Source organism: Gilvibacter sediminis, assembly GCF_028561565.1.
Lineage (GTDB): Bacteria > Bacteroidota > Bacteroidia > Flavobacteriales > Flavobacteriaceae > Gilvibacter > Gilvibacter sediminis.
This window is the reverse complement of sequence record NZ_JAQQTE010000001.1, coordinates 1,331,548-1,349,996: the sequence shown is the minus strand read 5'-3', so window position 1 is coordinate 1,349,996 and position 18,449 is coordinate 1,331,548. Positions and strand designations below refer to the sequence as shown.

Here is an 18,449-nt window from a genome sequence, read left to right as displayed (position 1 = left end):
TCCATGAGTACAGTAAATCCGTTGTTGCAGCCTTTTGACGCTGCACCTTTTGATCAAATAAAACCCGAACATTTTAGCCCAGCCATTAAAAGCTTGATCGCAGACACGCATCAGGAGGTAAAAGCCATTACAGACCAAACGGAAGCTCCCACCTTTTTGAATACCGTGGTTGCTTTGGAACGTACCGGCCAGCAATTGGGTAAGGTGAGTTCTATTTTCTTTAACCTAAACAGTGCGGAGACCAATGAGCAGATTCAAGCAATAGCTCAAGAGATCTCTCCGCTCCTATCGGCTTTTAAGAACGATTTACTACTAAATGAGGCTTTATTTAAACGTGTCAAAGCGGTTTATGACAATAAATCTAAGCTGGAATTGACTGCTGAGGACGCCATGCTTTTGGAGCGTCAATATCAAGGCTTTGCTCGTAACGGAGCCAACCTGAATGAAGCCGATCAGCAGGAACTCAGAAAAAATGACGCAGAACTTGCGCAAAAGACCTTGAAGTTTGGTGAGCATGTTTTGGCAGAGACTAATGCATATGAGTTGCACCTAACCGAAGAATCTGATCTTAACGGACTACCAGAAACAGCCAAAGCCATGGCTGCTGCTGAGGCTAAAAGTCGCGATAAAGACGGTTGGGTGATCACCTTGCAGTACCCAAGTTATATTCCGTTTATGACCTATGCGGATAACAGAGAGCTGCGTAAAGAATTATCCTTGGCTTTTGGTGCTAAGGCATTTAAAGGCAATGAGAACGACAACCAACAGTTGGTATTGGACATTGCTAATTTGCGCCATAAACGCGCTCAATTGCTGGGCTACGACACCCACGCCCATTTTGTCTTAGAAGACCGCATGGCCAAAACCCCAGAAGCGGTCACTGCCTTTTTAGAAGAATTAAAAGACAAAGCCAAACCAGCAGCGCAAGGTGAATATGACCGCTTAGAGCAGTTTGCGAAAGAGCTGGACGGCATTGATCAATTGCAAAAATGGGATGGTGCTTACTACGGCGAAAAGCTCAAGAAAAAACTCTTTGACTTTGACGAGGAAGAACTCAAGCCCTACTTTGAATTAGACAAGGTTATAGCCGGTTCTTTCGAGGTGGCTTCTCGTTTGTTCGATCTGAATTTTGAACCGATCAATGATGTACCAGTCTATCACAAAGACGTAAAAACCTATAAGGTCACCGACAGCACAGGGAACTATATTTCTCTGTTCTACGCAGATTTCCACCCGAGACCTGGAAAGCGCGGAGGCGCTTGGATGACCAGTTACCGTCCGCAGCAAACTGTAAACGGCAATAATGAAAGACCACACGTATCCATAGTGTGTAATTTCACACCTTCAACAGCAGACAAGCCATCGCTCTTGACCTTTAATGAGGTGACCACCCTGTTCCATGAATTTGGACACGCACTGCACGGCATGTTGGCCAATACTACCTATAGCAGCTTGTCTGGAACCAGCGTGCTTTGGGACTTTGTAGAGCTGCCCAGTCAGCTTATGGAGAACTGGTGTTATGAGCAAGAAGCCTTATCGCTCTTTGCTAAGCATTACGAGACGGGTGAAGACATTCCGATGGAACTCATTAAAAAGATCAAGGCCAGCGCCACCTTCAATGAAGGGATGCAGACCTTGCGTCAATTGAGCTTTGGAATGCTGGACATGGCTTGGCACAGTGCAGATCCATCTGCTATTAAAGACGTAAAAGCTTTTGAAGAGGCTGCATTTGCTTCCACTAAACTTTATCCTGCGACTGCCCAGACCTGTATGAGCACCTCTTTCAGCCATATTTTTCAAGGCGGATACTCTGCAGGCTACTACAGTTATAAGTGGGCAGAGGTTTTGGATGCGGATGCGTTCAGTTACTTTAAGGCTGAGGGAATCTTTGATCGAACCGTGGCAGATAAGTTCAAAGACTTTGTCCTTTCACAAGGCGGTACCCAAGACCCGATGGAGCTTTATGTAAAATTCCGCGGTCAAAAACCAGACCCCAAGGCGCTTTTAGAACGCGCCGGTTTACTTTAAATCAACATAAAAAGGAATAATCAACTATTCCTTTGATTCACATATTTTCAATAATTATTGAAAGTTTAAAATATTTTTATATCTTTACACCGTGGAATTCAAAGAAGCAAAACAGAAATTTATAAGTACCTGGGGATCCTTAGGAACCCTTTGGGGAATCAATAAAGCCATGGCACAGATCCATGCCCTGCTGTTTATTGCTCCGGAGCCACTTTCTATGGAAGAGATCATGGAAGAACTGGAAATCTCCCGTGGAAATGCGAGCATGAATTTACGCGGACTCATTGATTGGGGCATTGTATACAAAGTGACCAAACCCGGGGAACGCAAAGAGTTCTTTGCTAGTGAGAAAGACGTAAACGAGCTGGCGCGACAAATTGCCAAGGAGCGCAGCCGCCGAGAAATTGAGCCTACTATTAAGGTTTTGAAAGAGATCTCAAGTATAGAGTCTAACGGGAGTGCAGCGAATGAGGAGTTCATTAAGCAAACCAAGGCCATGCATGAATTGACGGAAAATGCCAATGCCCTCTTGGGACGCATTGTTAGCACAGAACAAAACTGGGTAACCAAGACGATCATTAAACTATTCAAATAAAATTTTTTTCAATATATGTTTCAATATTTATTGAAAGTTTAAAATAAACAAAATGAAAACCACCTTATACTACGTTTTAATCGCTGCTGGAATTGGACAAATCTTTACCGCTTTGATCTACCCGTACATCAGACACAAAGTCTTTGACTGGTACAACGATATCAAACAACTCAAACCCTTGAATCAAGAAATAGCAAAGACTTACGGCCACTATATTCAAGGACTTAATTTCTCTTTTGGATTAATGACAATACTGTTAATCGAACCTTTGCTTACGCCGTCATTGTTGAGCTTAGGCATTTCATTGATCATTGGGTCTTATTGGATTGGAAAAATCATTACCCAAATTGCTTACTATCCGATGTACAATATTCCACAAACCAAATTGTTCAAATTAGGAAGCTATGGCATGAACGGACTGTTCGTCTTATTCGCTTTGGGGTATATCGCTTTAATTATCCACCATTTAATGCAACTATTATGAGAAGCCTAATATTTCCAATAAACATCACGCTCATCCTTTTGACTGTTGCAGGATACTTTATCTTCTTGTGGCCGGGAATAATCTGTCACCTGCTTTTAGGCGCTTTTCAACTCAGCTGTATGCTGGGCTATTTAATCACGCGAAAGGACAATACGCAATTAGAAAACTTACAGGTGTACATCTATGCAGGGATCACCGTTCCACTTGTATTAGCAGCGGTCATTTCATGGAATGAAGACCTCTTAGCCATGATGGTAGTCGGTTCTGTTCCTTTAGCGATCTATTTCTCTGGGATCATTTATCAAATCGAACAAAAATATAATCAAGCTGAAAACTAAACAGTATGGAACGCTATTATCATTGGTTATTCAAATACGCTTTTGGCCTTAACGTGCTCCTGTTCGCGCTTGGGGCAGCAGGATATCTGCTACTTTTTCCAGGAGCTGTAATTCATGTCCTATTAGGAGGGGTTCAGGTGCTTTTGTTCCTGCATGCAATCATAAAATTCAAGGATTATTCAAAAAGAATACAACGGCAACTGGTCATTTACGCCATACCCTGCACGGCTGTGCTTATCAACTTCTTTCTTACCGCGGGTCATCAAACCGTCATATTTACGGTGTTGGCTTCAATACCCTTAGCGATCTTTTTTATCATCATTCTAAAACAACTTCAAACACACTATCATGGAATTGAAGAATCATAATATCACCATAGCAGGCGGCACAGGCTTTTTAGGTCAGGTGCTCATTGAATATTTCAAGACTCGCGTAAAGCATATTTACGTGCTGAGTAGAAACTTTAGACCCAACAGCAAGCAGGTCACTTATTTGATCTGGAACGGCAAGAATCAAGGCGAATGGACACAAGCCTTGGCCTCTAGCGAAGTTTTGATCAATCTAGCGGGTAAGTCCGTAGATTGCCGTTATACAGCAGCTAATAAAAAGGCGATCATCGATTCTCGTGTGGACAGCACCAAGGCATTAGGCCTTGCCATGCACAATTGTAAAACACCGCCCTCAGTTTGGATCAATGCTTCGACTGGAACCATTTATGAACATTCTGAATCCACGCCTATGGATGAACAAAACGGCCGTTTGGGCAATAATTTTTCAGAAGAGGTGGCTAAAAAATGGGAACGCGCTTTCTTTGACTTTTACCGCAGAGAAGTGCGTCAGGTGGCTGTGCGTATTGCAATTGTTTTGGGTAAAAAAGGAGGGGCGCTACAACCCATCAAAGCTATCAGCAAGTTGGGATTTGGAGGTCAACAAGGCAATGGCAATCAACAGATCAGTTGGATGCATGAGGAGGATTTTGCCCGTGCTATCGCTTTTATCATAACCCATCCGGAACAAGAAGGCATCTTCAATTTGGCTGCTCCCCTGCCCATCCGTAATAGACACTTTATGCAGAACTTGAGAGCCATCCTTAAAGTTCCTTTGGGAATCAACCTACCCAAACCGCTTTTAGAGTTCGGTGCACTTTTGATTAAAACGGAGACGGAACTGATCCTAAAAAGCCGCTATGTACAACCTAAGCGTTTACTGAATGCTGGTTTTAAACACAAATATACCAGCCCAGAACTCGCTTTAAAAGATCTTTTATCATGACCAAAATAGAACTCACCACAGCAATAAAAGGAAGCATTGACTCGGTTTTTGACCTGTCAAGAGATATTAGTTTTCACATGGAATCGGCAAGCCAATCCGGGGAAAAGGCCATTGAAGGCGTTACCTCAGGACTCATCAACCTCAACGAGACTGTTCGTTGGAAGGGAAAGCACTTTGGACTATGGCTGACCCATACCTCCAAGATCGTTAAGATGGAGAAACCCCACTGTTTTGTAGATCTGATGATCCGTGGCCATTTCACCTACTTTGTGCACAAACACGAGTTTGAACAGTGCGGTGATCATGTTATCATGAAAGACGAACTCCTCTATAAAGTACCTTATGGCTGGTTTGGAAAGCTGTTTGACAAACTCCTACTCAAGAACCATTTAAGACATTTTCTGAAACAAAGAAACGCTCAGATCAAAAGTCAAATTGAAAATGAAGCTGTAAACGCTTTAGTTGATGACGAACTTCTTCGCCACGCTTCCACCTCGGCTTGATTCAAAAACGGCAATATAAACTCCGCTTTTAAGACTTCCCAAGGATAGCGTTCCCTGCGGATTGTCAATAGTAGCCGTAGTGATCTGCTGTCCGATCACATTAAAAACGCTCAATTTCTGAAACTCAGTTTGAGTTCCCAGTTGATAGTTCAACAAACCGTCACTCACCCCGATCTGAACCGCTTGTCGGCCAAAATCTGTTGTAGATAAAAGATCATTTTTAGCTGATTCTAAAATGTACTCCAGTCCGAGCTTAGCAAATTTCAAGGCGTGATTGGCAGTCCCGGAAACACTGTAAGTATCTCCCGGAGTGTGAATATTCGGGTTTCTTCCGCTAAATGAAGCCTCAAAAGGAAAGGCAACATCAAAGCCATTTTGTGCCCAACTAAAATGATCTGAACAGCCGTAGTTGCAAATAGAAGTTCCGTAGGTAAACGCGTGTTCTCCACTGGCGTTGTAGGTATCCATCAGATCAAAAACAAAAGTATTGAGTTCACTGCTGATGTACGGGTCGGTCATTAAATAGATATCGTTGGCAGAACCGTTATAGTTGGTCATGTCCATCTGCATATAAGCGTAGACATTCGTACCCGAATTGTTGTAGTCTTGTGCGATCTCAAAAGAGCCAACCAAACCGATCTCTTCTGCTGCAAACGCCATAAATTCCACCGTGCGTTTTGGACGGTAATCCATTTCTAGCAATACACGGAACACTTCCATGATCGTTGCAATACCAGAAGCGTTATCATCGGCGCCAGGAGCGTTGTCTCTATCTGGAGCAGTAGAATCGATATGTCCACCCAAGATTACATACTCATCAGCCAAAGAACCTCCTGGAATTGTTACCACTAAGGACGGCATAGGAGTTCCGGTATGATTTACAATACGTACGCTAATATCATCACGCCCTGCAGCGGTAATCTCTGCTTCTAGTTCTGTCTTAAGGTCATAAACGGCATCTGTCGCAGAACCTCTGTTGTGGTAGCGGGTGCCGTAACTCTGCAAATTGAGGATACGGGCTTCAATATTTGCCGCAGAAGCCAAAGGCAAAGCTTGCTCCACCAAACTAGATTCTGTCAAGGTATAGGTAAAACTGCTTTTTGCAGCAGCTTGCAAAGGCTTAAGTTGCCCCAAGGCAGCAGTTCGGCTCGGCATATACACATAGCCTGGCCCATGGGTTAGGATATTGTCGTGAAGCTTGTGCGCCGCAAAAGGACTCATATACACGGCAGCCTGCCCAGAAACAGCGCGTACTATAGTAATGTCATCGGGATACTCTTGGTAGAGCTCTTGGGCGCTGCCCAGATCCATGGTGGCGTAAAAAAAGTTGCTCTCTTCTTGGCCAAACAGCGCAGTTGCCGGTAGGGCCAGCAACAAAGCCAGCAGGGTAATTCTCTTAATCATAGCGTAGGTTTGCATCAAAAATACACAAATTGTACGATTTTACTTCCGATAAAGTGCGCAAAACCAACACAAAACCCTGTTAATGGGAAATGCTGCCCTGTTAAAGTTGTAGAACTTTTATATTTTTGGAAAAATCTACAAGGAGCCTTTTTATGGCGGACAATCAAATAGATGCAACCCAATGGGTCGCTCGATATTCAGACTACCTCTTTAATTACACCATTGCTCGGGTCAATGACCGCGACTTGGCTAAAGACCTCATCAGTGAGACTTTTTTAGCCGGCCTGAAGTCTATGGAGAATTTTAAAGGAGATGCTACGGAACGCACTTGGCTGGTCTCCATTCTGAAAAGAAAAATCATTGATCATTACCGAAAGATCAATTCCAACAAGGGAAAAGCAGAGGTACGGATCAATTATGACGACAGTGAATCAGAAGGCGATTGGCTGGAAGAACGCGTTGCCGACAAATTTGATCGCACTGCAGAAGATCAAATTGAAAATGAAGAATTAGGAACGGCGATCTACGATTGCCTAGACGGTCTGAATGAAAAACAGCGTACGATCTTCCGCATGAAGACCATGGAAAATTTTGATACCGAAGCAATTTGTAATGCTTTTGATATTACACCGTCTAACCTATGGGTGATCATCCACAGAGCCAGAAAGGCCATGGCAGATTGCCTCGAAAACAATTGGTTATAGGAAATGGGAAAAATGAAACTAGAGTGTCACGAAGCCAATCATATTTGTGACAAATCACAATATAAAGAAGCGACCTTTTGGGAAAAGGTGCGCTTGAACATACACTTGATCTATTGCCGCGCTTGTCAGAAATACACTGCGCGTAACACTAAATTGACCAAAGCGGTGAAAAATCCAAAGGTCAACACAGTAAGTAAAGAGGAAAAAGCAGACTTGCAAGAATTGCTCAACAAACAGTTGTCTGGCAAATAGTCAGCCGTTAAGCCCTACACTAAAATACAAATAGATCAACCCAGCAATGGGAATCGATTCAATCCAGAAAGCCGCCAAATAGGGCGGCTGTTCTGTTTTAGCCCTGAGCAGACCAAGAACAGTTAGAAGCGCTATTAGCAGCCAATAAATATTGGAATACCAAACAAAGTCGTCCTTAAAGCCTTCTAAGATCGCAGCTAGTAGTACGGCGGCAATACCGAGATAACGACTCTTTTGAACCCCAAATGCTTGCGGCAAGGTCTTTAGATCCAGTCCGTCCACCTGCAGATCTCGAATCTCAAAGGGAATGGTTAAGGCGAATACTGTCAAAAAGAATTGAACAAATAACAGATAGGCATCAGCAGAAGGCAACACGCCCTCATGCCACAAGGGAATCCCCACAGCAGTTGCAGCCCAAACCAGAGCAACCACGAATATTTTTATACCCGCTAAGGTTCTCAGCGTTTTAGCCTGAGGCAACATAGGCACTACATAGGCCATGGTAAGCAAGGACAGCAATCCAAAGCCTGCTAGAGTGGTAAAGGGTAAAAACAATCCGCAGCCTATCAAAGCTAAAAAACAGATCAAGGAAAATATTTGAATGGTTTTGAGTTCTCTGGGAAGACTTTTGTGATACCAACGCGCCCGCTCAGCATATTTGACAAAGTTGTATCCGCTAACGGCTGCCAAAAAGGTAAACAACGTCAACAGTGGGCTGAATTTCATACCCAAGAAAACCGTCGCGGACCCTTGCGATGCACAGACTGCAAAGGCGACGTGCACGCTGCCTTTCAGGTAAAAATCAAACAGAGCTCTAAGAACAGCCATAGGGTAAGCTAAATTAATGAACAATTCGCTTTAAAGCTGTCAATAAATAAATTTTCCGCTCGGGTTAAAACTGCTGTTTTTATAACCGATATGTCGTATTTTTGTGTACAAATTTTTACAACCCAATGAACACGGATTCTTTTGCGCTAAGACACATCGGTCCAAGACCATCGGACCTCCAAAGCATGCTAGCCACCATCGGTACGGATAGCCTAGAACAATTGATCTCGGAAACCATTCCTGCAGAGATACGCCTGAATCAGAAATTACACCTGGACAAACCCATGAGCGAGGTGGAATTTGCGGATCACATCAACGCTCTTTCTGAAAACAATCTGGTCTATAAAAGTTTTATTGGATTGGGTTACCACCGATCCTCTACCCCAGCTCCTATCCAAAGGAACATTTTGGAAAATCCAGGCTGGTATACTGCTTACACCCCGTATCAAGCGGAGATCGCTCAAGGGCGTTTGGAAGCACTTTTGAACTACCAAACCATGGTCACTGACCTGACCGGAATGGAATTGGCCAACGCATCACTATTGGATGAATCCACGGCAGCTGCAGAGGCAATGACCTTGCTTTTTGCTGTTCGTGAACGCGCTCAAAAGAAAGCCAATGTGGTCAAATTCTTTGTATCTGAAGAAGTATTACCGCAGACAAGAGCCTTGTTAGAGACCCGTGCGATACCAATCGGGATAGAATTGGTTGTAGGAGATCACCGTGATTTTGATTTTTCTACGGAATACTTTGGAGCCTTGCTGCAGTATCCTGGAACAAGCGGAATCACTTTCGATTATAAAAGTTTTATCACTAGCGCTCATGCAATGGAGATCAAAGTAGCGGTAGCTGCTGATCCTTTAAGTTTAGTATTGCTAGAATCTCCAGGTGCTTTAGGAGCCGATGTAGTAGTGGGAACCACCCAGCGCTTTGGAATTCCTTTAGGATACGGAGGACCGCACGCTGCCTTCTTTGCAACTCGTGAAGCATTTAAAAGACATATTCCCGGACGTATCATTGGGGTAACTCGTGATACGGACGGCAACCGCGCCTTGCGCATGGCCTTGCAAACACGCGAGCAGCATATCAAGCGTGACAAAGCGACCTCAAACATTTGTACCGCTCAAGTACTTTTAGCGGTGATGGCGGGAATGTACGCTGTATATCACGGGCCAGAAGGCTTGAGAGATATCGCCACTAAAGTGCATCGCGCTACTGTGACCTTGACGCATCATTTGGAAGCCTTGGGTTACGAGCAGATCAATGAAAGTTATTTTGATACCATCCGAATTAAAGCGGATTCGAATCACATCAAACTTATTGCCGAGGCCAATAACCTCAATTTCTATTATCCAGATGCCGAGACCGTTTCTATCGCTTTGAATGAAACTGTGAATTTGGATGACCTGAACAACATCCTTTCCATCTTTGCTGAGGCGAACTTCCAAGAAGCGCCAACGGTTGAAAGACTTATTGAGAAATCATCGCTGGCCACTTCGTTGCAGCGTCAGACCGAGTTCTTGACCCACGAGGTGTTTAATAGCTATCACAGTGAATCTGAGTTGATGCGCTACATTAAGCGTTTGGAACGCAAAGATCTTTCTTTGAATCACTCCATGATCCCATTGGGAAGCTGTACCATGAAGCTCAATGCAGCTTCTGAAATGTTGCCTTTGAGTGACCCGAATTGGGTGAACATTCACCCCTTTGTTCCCGTAGAACAGGCTTTGGGTTACCAATTGGTATTGAAAAAATTGGAAGAGCAACTTACAGAGATCACTGGTTTTGCAGGAACTTCCTTGCAACCTAACTCTGGAGCTCAAGGAGAATTTGCAGGCCTGATGGTTATTAGAGCCTACCACCATTCTCGTGGTGATCATCACAGAGATATTTGTTTGATCCCGTCTTCTGCACACGGAACCAATCCGGCATCTGCCGTGATGGCGGGAATGAAAGTGGTCGTGACTAAGGCTGATGAGCACGGAAACATTGACGTAGAAGATTTGCGTGAAAAGGCAATTGCACATAAAGATAACCTAGCTGCACTCATGGTAACCTATCCGTCTACGCACGGAGTATATGAATCTGCCATTCGCGAGATCACCGGTATCATTCACGAGTACGGCGGACAAGTTTATATGGATGGTGCTAACATGAACGCTCAAGTAGCCTTGACCAATCCAGGTGCTATTGGTGCCGATGTTTGTCACTTGAACCTTCACAAGACCTTTGCCATTCCTCACGGAGGTGGCGGACCTGGAGTTGGACCGATCTGCGTAGCTGAACAATTGGTACCCTTCTTACCGGGCAATCCGTTGATTGAAACTGGCGGAACTGAGGCGATCACACCGATCTCTGCAGCTCCTTGGGGTTCTGCCCTAGCCTGTTTGATCAGTTATGCTTACATCTCCATGTTGGGTGAAAGTGGACTGCGCAAGTCAACAGAATATGCCATTTTGAACGCAAATTATATCAAAGAGCGTTTGAGTGGGCATTATGAAACGCTTTACACAGGAGAGCAAGGACGCGCTGCGCACGAGATGATCATTGACTGTCGACCGTTCAAAGAGCACGGAATTGAGGTGACTGATATCGCGAAGCGTTTGATGGACTACGGATTCCATGCACCAACAGTATCCTTCCCGGTAGCTGGAACTATGATGATAGAACCTACCGAGAGTGAGAGTAAGGCAGAATTGGATCGTTTTTGTGATGCAATGATCTCCATTAGAAAAGAGATCGATTCCGTAGACAAAGACAATCCGAACAACGTGCTTAAGAATGCTCCGCATACCCTTCAAATGGTAACTGCAGACGCTTGGGAATTCCCGTATAGCAGACAAGAAGCAGCCTATCCGTTAGACTACTTGAACGACAATAAATTTTGGCCTACGGTGCGTCGTGTAGACGATGCCTACGGAGATCGAAATTTGATCTGTACTTGTGCTCCAATTGAAGAGTATATGGAAGCCTAAGGAATTTGAATATTTCCTTAAAAAAGTTTTATTTTTACAACACCAAGGCCGGTTTTTTGCAGATATGGCAAAAATTTCGGCCTTTTGCATAATTTTCAGGAATTGTGCGTTATATGTTTTAGTTTAGCCGAATTGCAAAAAGCAACACAACCAGAATGAGCATCAAAATCACAGGTACAGGCAGCTACATCCCGAGTAGCGTTGAGAAGAATGAAGACTTTGATAAACATGAGTTTCTAGACAGCAACGGAGCTCCCTTCTCACATCCGAATGAAGTCATCATAGAAAAATTTAAAGGCATTACCGGTATTGGTGAACGCCGATATGTCAAGAACCATTTAACTGCTTCTGACATTGGTTTCTTCGCGGCAGAAAAAGCCATTGAAGACGCCAAAATTGATCCAGAAACATTAGACTATATAATCGTTGCCCATAATTTTGGGGACGTAAAACACAACGCCATTCAAAGTGATATTTTACCGAGTTTGGCTTCTCGTGTTAAACACAGTTTGCGCATCAAGAATCCAAACTGTGTGGCTTACGATATTCTCTTTGGTTGCCCAGGATGGGTTGAAGGAATGATTCAAGCCCAAGCGTTTATTAGAGCCGGAATGGCAAAGCGTTGTTTGGTAATTGGAGCAGAGACCTTATCTCGAGTAGTAGACAAACACGACAGAGATTCAATGATCTATTCGGACGGTGCCGGAGCTTCTATTGTTGAAGTTGATGAAGCTGCTACGGGAGGTATCCTCGGTCACAAAACGGCCAGTTTTACTTATGACGAAGCCTATTTCTTGTACTTCGGAAAATCATACAACAAAGACCTGTGTCCCGATACGCGTTACATTAAAATGGACGGACGTAAGATCTATGAATTTGCATTGACCAATGTACCTAATGCCATGAAAGCCTGTTTGGATGAGGCTGGAGTTGGTATTGAGCAAGTGAAGAAGATCTTTATCCATCAAGCCAATGAAAAGATGGATGAGGCTATTCTAAAACGACTCTATCGTCTTTACAAAGCAGATATTCCAGAAGGAATTATGCCGATGAGCATTCACAAATTGGGCAACAGTTCCGTAGCAACGGTACCTACCCTTTTTGATATGGTTCGCAAAGGACAAATGGAAGAGCACCAACTCAACAGCGGCGATGTGATCATGTTTGCCAGTGTAGGTGCCGGAATGCATATTAACGCAATCGCTTACCAAATCTAGTCTATGTACGACGGCAAGCTTCCTAAGAAGCGCTATCAGCTCACTTTAGATTTTTTAAAGGAGGTTGTCCCTACAGATAAAAAGATTTTAGATCTCGGGGTGACCAATCCGTTTACTGCCTATATGACGGAAGCCGGTTATGACGTTGAAAACACCACTGGTGAAGATCTTGACCTGGACGTTTCCGCAGTAAAGAACACCGACCGTGAAGTGCTTACGGCCTTTGAGATCTTAGAACATTTGGTGGCTCCCTTTACCCTGCTGCAAGAATCTTCCGCAAATTACTTAGTGGCTTCTGTACCGCTTAAACTTTGGTTTGCCAGTGCGTACCAAAGCAAGACTGACGAGCGCGACCGCCACTATCACGAGTTTGAAGATTGGCAGTTTGATTGGCTGTTGGAAAAAGCAGGTTGGCAGATCACCAAACGCCAGAAGTTCACCAATCCGACCAAAAAGATCGGGATACGGCCTTTTTTAAGACGCTTTACGCCACGTTACTATTTGGTGTATGCGCAACGCCCCTCCAAAGGACAAGTAGGCAATTATTAAGACAGACTTGTTCTGGTTTTTCTTTACTTTCGCTTTCAGCAGTAAAAGCTACTTCTGATGAAATTTGGCATTATCATCCCTGCACATAATGAAGCTGATCACATTGGCCAGACCTTGGATTCTCTCTTGAATCAAAGCTACGGCGCAGCGCAGATCATTGTGGTTGATGATGGATCAACGGATGAGACCCCCAGCATCGTATCTGAGTACGCTCAATCCCATCCGCAGTTAAAACTGATACAAAAACCCAGCCTACAAGAAGGACACCTGCCCGGCTCCAAGGTTATTGCAGCTTTTAACTTTGGCTTACAACAGCTGGACCCAGAAGTAGATATCATCTGTAAATATGATGCAGATCTCATTTTTCCTTCAAACTATCTGGCATTGCACAAAACCACTTTTGAATCCAACCCCAAGATCGGGATGGTGGGTGGTTTTTGCCACATTCTTGATAAAGGAGATTGGGTGTTGGAGAACCTGACCAGCAAGGACCACATCCGCGGAGCCTTAAAAGCCTATCGAAAAGCCTGTTTTGAACAAATTGGTGGTTTGGTAGAGGCCATGGGCTGGGACACCGTTGACGAACTACTGACCAAATACTACGGTTGGCAGGTAGTTACCTTAGAGGAATTGGCTGTAAAACACCTCAAGCCCACTGGGCAAACCTATAATAAGAAAGCCCGTTACAAACAAGGACAAGCATTTTACCGCATGCGGTATCGTTTACTGCTGACAGTCATAGCGAGTTTAAAGATGGCAATTCGCAAAAAGAGTGCAGCCTTCTTTTTTAACACCATCATTGGGTATTTCAAGGCGTGGATGCGCGGGGATTCCTTTTTACTGGACAAACCACAAGGAGCCTTTATGCGCAAACAACGCTACCGCAGTATTACCCAAAAGTTAATTGGTCGCTAGCGATACTTCTAGCTGCTAGGGTATTTGTATTTTTACAAAAATCTTAGACATGAAATTATTGGGCTACCTGCTCTTAAGCGTACTGCTTTTGAGTTGTCAAAATCAAGAATCTAAAAAAGAAGCTACCCTTAGCTCAGAACCTAAAGGTCCTAAGAATGTGATCTTATTAATCGGAGACGGGATGGGGCTGAGTCAGATGTCTTCAGCACAATTCTACAAAGAAGGAACTCCAAACCTGGAACGATTCCCCGTAGTAGGCCTCATCAAAACTTCCTCTTCTGCCCAATTGATCACAGATTCTGCGGCTGGGGCTACTGCCTTTGCCTGCGGCGCAAAATCATACAACGGCGCCATTGGTGTGGCCAGCGATAGCACAGCTATAGAGAATCTTCCAGAAATGCTGGTAAAACAAAACATGAGTAGCGGCGTTGTAGCTACCTCAACCATCACTCATGCTACACCAGCTAGTTTTTATGCGCACGTTGTTTCTAGAAACATGCATGAAGACATTGCTTTAGATCTTGTTGAATCTGAGTTGAACTACTTTGCCGGAGGCGGACTCAAGTATTTCAATCAACGCAGTGATGAGCAAGACCTATTGAGTGAATTAAAAAACAAAGGCTTTGTGATTGACACCACGGCCATTCCATCAGCCACAACAGAAAAGATGGGGATCTTTGCTGCTTCTAACGCACTGCCTAAGTTCATTGAAGGCCGTGGAGATTTCTTAACCCAAGCCAGTTTAAAAGGTATTGAATGTTTGTCTCAGAATGAGAACGGTTACTTTTTAATGATAGAAGGCTCACAGATAGATTGGGGCGGCCATGATAATGATGCAGATTATCTAATAGGAGAAATGTTGGACTTTGACAACACCTTAGGCGCTGTATTGGACTACGCGCAGAAGGATGGTGAGACCTTGGTCATAGTAACGGCAGATCACGAAACTGGCGGATTTACTTTAGCTGCTAATGAAGGCAATTACAACAGTATTGCTCCGAGCTTTTCTACCGGAGGACATTCAGCGACTATGATCCCTGTTTTGGCCTTTGGCCCAGGCGCTGAGAACTTCACAGGTATCTATGAGAACACAGATATCTTTCACAAGATCGCTGCAGCGCTAAAATAGAAAGCGGCTGTCTTTACGCCTAAATAATTAGTACCTTCGCTTATAGATGAATCCAAAGAAGTATTTAGCAGACATCGGCTCGTATTTTATTATGCTACGCGGTGTATTTAGCAGGCCTACTAAGGCCTCTGTACTGCGTGACCTCATTCTAAAAGAGGTAGACGAACTGGTGATCAATTCCTTGGGTATTGTTGGATTCATTTCCTTTTTTGTGGGCGGCGTAGTGGCTATTCAAACGGCATTGAATATTTCCAACCCTTTGATCCCAGCCTATTTGGTTGGTTTCGCAACACGACAATCCATCATCTTGGAGTTCTCCCCTACGTTTATGGCCATCATTATGGCAGGTAAGGTAGGATCTGCAATTACCTCGAGTATTGGATCTATGCGTGTTACCGAACAGATAGACGCCTTAGAAGTTATGGGGATCAATTCCTTGAATTACTTGGTCTTCCCAAAGATCATAGCGCTTATGTTCTTCCCACTGGTCATTGGTATTTCTATGTTCATCGGTATTGTTGGTGGATGGGTTGCCGGAGTTTACGGTGGATTCAGCACAAGCGACGCCTTTATTCAAGGGCTGCAATCGGACTTTACCCCATTCCACGTGACCTATGCGTTTATCAAAACCTTTGTATTCTCCTTCATACTAGCTACTGTTCCTTCTTGGCAAGGATACTTCATGAAAGGTGGAGCCTTGGAAGTAGGTAAAGCCAACACCAACTCTTTTGTTTGGACCTCGGTATTGATCATTCTGATGAATTATTTAATCACCCAAATGTTACTGAGCTAATGATACGCGTAGAAGGATTACATAAGAGCTTTGGGTCTGAGGAAATTCTAAAAGGAATCAGCACAACCTTTGAACAGGGTAAGACCAACTTGATTATCGGTTCCAGCGGATCTGGAAAAACGGTCTTCTTAAAATGTCTCTTAGGATTATTCACTCCGGAGAAAGGAAAGATCTTTTTTCAAGACAAGGCCATTCAAGACATGAATGACGACGAAAAACGCGACCTGAGAGAAGACATCGGGATGGTCTTTCAAGGCAGCGCACTTTTTGATTCCATGACTGTAGAGGAAAACGTGATGTTTCCCCTGCGCATGTTCAGTAATAAAAAGAAGGATGAACTCTTAGACCGTGTAAACACTGTACTGGCTCGTGTCAACCTGGAAAACGTCAATAAAAAATTCCCCTCAGAGATCTCTGGAGGGATGCAAAAACGTGTAGCCATTGCCCGCGCTATAGTCAACAACCCGAAGTACCTTTTTTGCGATGAGCCCAATTCTGGACTTGATCCGCGTACTTCCATCCTCATAGACAACCTCATTCAAGAGATCACCCGTGAATTCAATATCACCACCGTGATCAACTCCCACGACATGAACTCCGTAATGGAGATCGGTGAAAAAATCTGTTTTCTGCAGTTTGGAAACCTGGTTTGGCAAGGTTCCAACAACGAGATCTTTAAAACCGATAACAAGGACGTGACCAATTTTGTGTATTCGTCCAACCTCTTCAAAAAGATCCGAGAAGTACAGCTCAAGGAAAATGCTCCCAGATAAACCGGAGTCAAGTTCCAGAAAAACAGTACATTTAAGCCTCTAAAAAGATAATATGAAAAAAATTACGCTCTGCGCAGCTGCTCTTTTGGCTGTTGCAACCATGTATTCTCAAACTGTTAGCTTTACCAATGAAGACGATCTGATCGCGTCTTACCCTACCTCAGGTTCGGAAACTGCTGTTGATATGAACGGCGATAACCTAGACGATTACGTCCGTGTTTCTGGCGGAGGTGTTGGAATTGACTTCCAGAATCCTGACGGAACTTTTACCTCACAATTTTTCTCCATGAGTATCGCCTCTCCTCCAACTTGGAGTATTGCGGCTGGAGATATTGACGGAGATGGTTTTACCGACCTTGTTTTGGGTAACGGAAACCGTGCGTCCTTCTTATATGCGGATTCAACAGACGGAACCACGATTAGCGGATTCACTTATGACAACAGTGATAGTACGTATATCTTTTCACAGCGCTCTAATGTAATCGATATTGATAACGATGGAGACTTGGATGCCTTTGTTTGTCACGATGTTGATGAATCACACCCATACCGCAATGACGGGAGCAGAAACTTGGTGATGGATCAAACTCTGATCGTTACCTTGGACCGCCCAGGAAACTACGCTTCTCTTTGGGTAGACTACGACAATGACGGGGATACCGATATGTTCTTGACCAAATGTAAAGGTGGTGCGAGTGCTGGTGATCCAGACCGGGATAATGCCATGTACACCAACAACGGAGATGGAACCTTCACAGAAAACGCTTTAGATATTGGAATGCGTGACAACGCGCAAAGCTGGTCTACTGTATTCCAAGACTTTGACAATGACGGTGACTTTGACGCCTTTATTGTAAATCACACTAACCAGAACCGTTTTATGCAAAACGACGGAAACGGAAACTTTGTAGACATCATTGGCTCTACAGGGATCAATCCGAACGATCTTGGTGCTTGGGAAAATCAAGCTGCAGATTTTAACAACGACGGTTTTGTAGATATCTTTTCGGAGCTTGCTCGTGAATTATACCTCAACAACGGTGACGGTACCTTCACCGGTTATGATCTTCCTTTTGATGAAGGTGGAATCGGAGATTTGAACAACGATGGTTTCTTGGACGTTGTGCGTAACAACGACCTTTGGATCAACTCCGGAAACTCCAACAACTGGGTAAAAGCCAAACTAGTCGGTGTAGAAAGTAATATTCAAGGAATTGGAGCTCGTATCGAGATCTACGGAGACTGGGGAATCCAAATTCGCGAGATCCGTTCCGGAACTGGCTTTAGCCATATGAGCAGCCTTACGGGGCATTTCGGATTAGGTACTGCTGGAAATATTGACAAATTGATCATCAAATGGCCTAGTGGAAATGTTGACGAATACCTGAACCCAGACATCAACACCACGCACGTTTACACAGAAGGAGACTCTCCTTTGGCGGTAACTGATTTTGAGATCAACGGCTTGCAAGTATATCCAAACCCTGCTGTAAACAGCTTAAAATTCTCTTTGAACAATCTAGCTGATACTGCCGTGACTGTATACGACACCAACGGCAGACGCGTACTTGAGGCAACTGTTGACCAAAACAACAGTATTGATGTTTCTGGATTGAATAAAGGAGTTTACTTGATCCAATTAGAGATTGAAGGCCAAGCGGTAAGCAAGCAGTTTATCAAGCAATAAGCC

19 protein-coding genes are annotated in these 18,449 nt (G+C 44.0%); 17 read left to right on the top strand and 2 right to left on the bottom strand.

Annotated features, from left to right (window positions below; all coding sequences use genetic code 11):
• Window positions 1-3 precede the first annotated feature (3 nt).
• The 7 genes from POW22_RS06145 (at window position 4) to POW22_RS06115 (ending at window position 5,220) form a co-directional block, all read left to right on the top strand.
• On the top strand, window positions 4-2,028 hold the full coding sequence (locus POW22_RS06145) for a M3 family metallopeptidase (protein WP_272831748.1): 2,025 nt from the start codon (window positions 4-6) through the stop codon (window positions 2,026-2,028).
• Between the two features lie 91 nt (window positions 2,029-2,119).
• Window positions 2,120-2,623: a GbsR/MarR family transcriptional regulator gene (locus POW22_RS06140; RefSeq protein WP_272831747.1), complete on the top strand. Its 504-nt coding sequence runs from the start codon at window positions 2,120-2,122 to the stop codon at window positions 2,621-2,623.
• Between the two features lie 52 nt (window positions 2,624-2,675).
• Window positions 2,676-3,107, top strand: a complete 432-nt coding sequence (locus tag POW22_RS06135; protein WP_272831746.1) for a hypothetical protein — start codon at window positions 2,676-2,678, stop codon at window positions 3,105-3,107.
• Complete coding sequence (locus tag POW22_RS06130) at window positions 3,104-3,445, top strand: hypothetical protein (protein WP_272831745.1); 342 nt, start codon at window positions 3,104-3,106, stop codon at window positions 3,443-3,445. Before POW22_RS06135 ends, POW22_RS06130 begins: the two co-directional genes overlap by 4 nt.
• Before the next feature lie 5 nt (window positions 3,446-3,450).
• Window positions 3,451-3,813, top strand: coding sequence for a hypothetical protein (locus POW22_RS06125; protein ID WP_272831744.1), 363 nt, complete (start codon window positions 3,451-3,453; stop codon window positions 3,811-3,813).
• Complete coding sequence (locus POW22_RS06120) at window positions 3,794-4,717, top strand: TIGR01777 family oxidoreductase (RefSeq protein ID WP_272831743.1); 924 nt, start codon at window positions 3,794-3,796, stop codon at window positions 4,715-4,717. The genes POW22_RS06125 and POW22_RS06120 overlap by 20 nt, the downstream gene beginning before the upstream one ends.
• Entirely contained in the window at window positions 4,714-5,220 is a 507-nt protein-coding gene (locus POW22_RS06115; protein WP_272831742.1) for an SRPBCC family protein, read from the top strand. The genes POW22_RS06120 and POW22_RS06115 overlap by 4 nt, the downstream gene beginning before the upstream one ends.
• Here POW22_RS06115 and POW22_RS06110 read toward each other — a convergent pair.
• A complete protein-coding gene (locus tag POW22_RS06110) occupies window positions 5,176-6,624 on the bottom strand; it encodes a M20/M25/M40 family metallo-hydrolase (protein ID WP_272831741.1) in 1,449 nt (482 codons plus the stop codon). The two genes, POW22_RS06115 and POW22_RS06110, sit on opposite strands and share 45 nt — an antisense overlap.
• Before the next feature lie 152 nt (window positions 6,625-6,776).
• On the opposite strand from POW22_RS06110, the gene POW22_RS06105 reads away from it, so the two are divergent.
• Together POW22_RS06105 and POW22_RS06100 are read left to right on the top strand one after the other, a co-directional pair.
• The gene (locus tag POW22_RS06105) at window positions 6,777-7,328 is read left to right on the top strand and encodes a sigma-70 family RNA polymerase sigma factor (RefSeq protein WP_272831740.1); all 552 of its coding nucleotides are present in this window, start codon (window positions 6,777-6,779) and stop codon (window positions 7,326-7,328) included.
• Between the two features lie 12 nt (window positions 7,329-7,340).
• Window positions 7,341-7,580, top strand: a complete 240-nt coding sequence (locus POW22_RS06100; RefSeq protein ID WP_272831739.1) for a hypothetical protein — start codon at window positions 7,341-7,343, stop codon at window positions 7,578-7,580.
• Here the strand turns inward: POW22_RS06100 and POW22_RS06095 are convergent, their stop codons facing one another.
• Window positions 7,581-8,408: a UbiA prenyltransferase family protein gene (locus POW22_RS06095; RefSeq protein WP_272831738.1), complete on the bottom strand. Its 828-nt coding sequence runs from the start codon at window positions 8,406-8,408 to the stop codon at window positions 7,581-7,583. It abuts the gene before it with no gap.
• Between the two features lie 125 nt (window positions 8,409-8,533).
• On the opposite strand from POW22_RS06095, the gene gcvP reads away from it, so the two are divergent.
• The 8 genes from gcvP (at window position 8,534) to POW22_RS06055 (ending at window position 18,446) form a co-directional block, all read left to right on the top strand.
• The gene (gene gcvP / locus POW22_RS06090) at window positions 8,534-11,383 is read left to right on the top strand and encodes an aminomethyl-transferring glycine dehydrogenase (RefSeq protein WP_272831737.1); all 2,850 of its coding nucleotides are present in this window, start codon (window positions 8,534-8,536) and stop codon (window positions 11,381-11,383) included.
• A 155-nt stretch (window positions 11,384-11,538) separates the two neighbouring features.
• On the top strand, window positions 11,539-12,600 hold the full coding sequence (locus POW22_RS06085; RefSeq protein ID WP_272831736.1) for a 3-oxoacyl-ACP synthase III family protein: 1,062 nt from the start codon (window positions 11,539-11,541) through the stop codon (window positions 12,598-12,600).
• Window positions 12,601-12,603: 3 nt separating this feature from the next.
• Window positions 12,604-13,149 (top strand): methyltransferase, encoded by a 546-nt coding sequence (locus POW22_RS06080; protein ID WP_272831735.1) that lies wholly within the window; start codon window positions 12,604-12,606, stop codon window positions 13,147-13,149.
• A gap of 57 nt (window positions 13,150-13,206) precedes the next feature.
• Window positions 13,207-14,064, top strand: a complete 858-nt coding sequence (locus tag POW22_RS06075; RefSeq protein WP_272831734.1) for a glycosyltransferase family 2 protein — start codon at window positions 13,207-13,209, stop codon at window positions 14,062-14,064.
• 49 nt (window positions 14,065-14,113) lie between these two features.
• The gene (locus tag POW22_RS06070; protein ID WP_272831733.1) at window positions 14,114-15,193 is read left to right on the top strand and encodes an alkaline phosphatase; all 1,080 of its coding nucleotides are present in this window, start codon (window positions 14,114-14,116) and stop codon (window positions 15,191-15,193) included.
• Window positions 15,194-15,239: 46 nt separating this feature from the next.
• Entirely contained in the window at window positions 15,240-15,986 is a 747-nt protein-coding gene (locus POW22_RS06065) for an MlaE family ABC transporter permease (RefSeq protein WP_272831732.1), read from the top strand.
• Window positions 15,986-16,759, top strand: a complete 774-nt coding sequence (locus POW22_RS06060) for an ABC transporter ATP-binding protein (RefSeq protein ID WP_272831731.1) — start codon at window positions 15,986-15,988, stop codon at window positions 16,757-16,759. The genes POW22_RS06065 and POW22_RS06060 overlap by 1 nt, the downstream gene beginning before the upstream one ends.
• Window positions 16,760-16,811: 52 nt before the next feature.
• Window positions 16,812-18,446 (top strand): FG-GAP-like repeat-containing protein, encoded by a 1,635-nt coding sequence (locus POW22_RS06055; RefSeq protein WP_272831730.1) that lies wholly within the window; start codon window positions 16,812-16,814, stop codon window positions 18,444-18,446.
• Window positions 18,447-18,449: the final 3 nt, after the last annotated feature.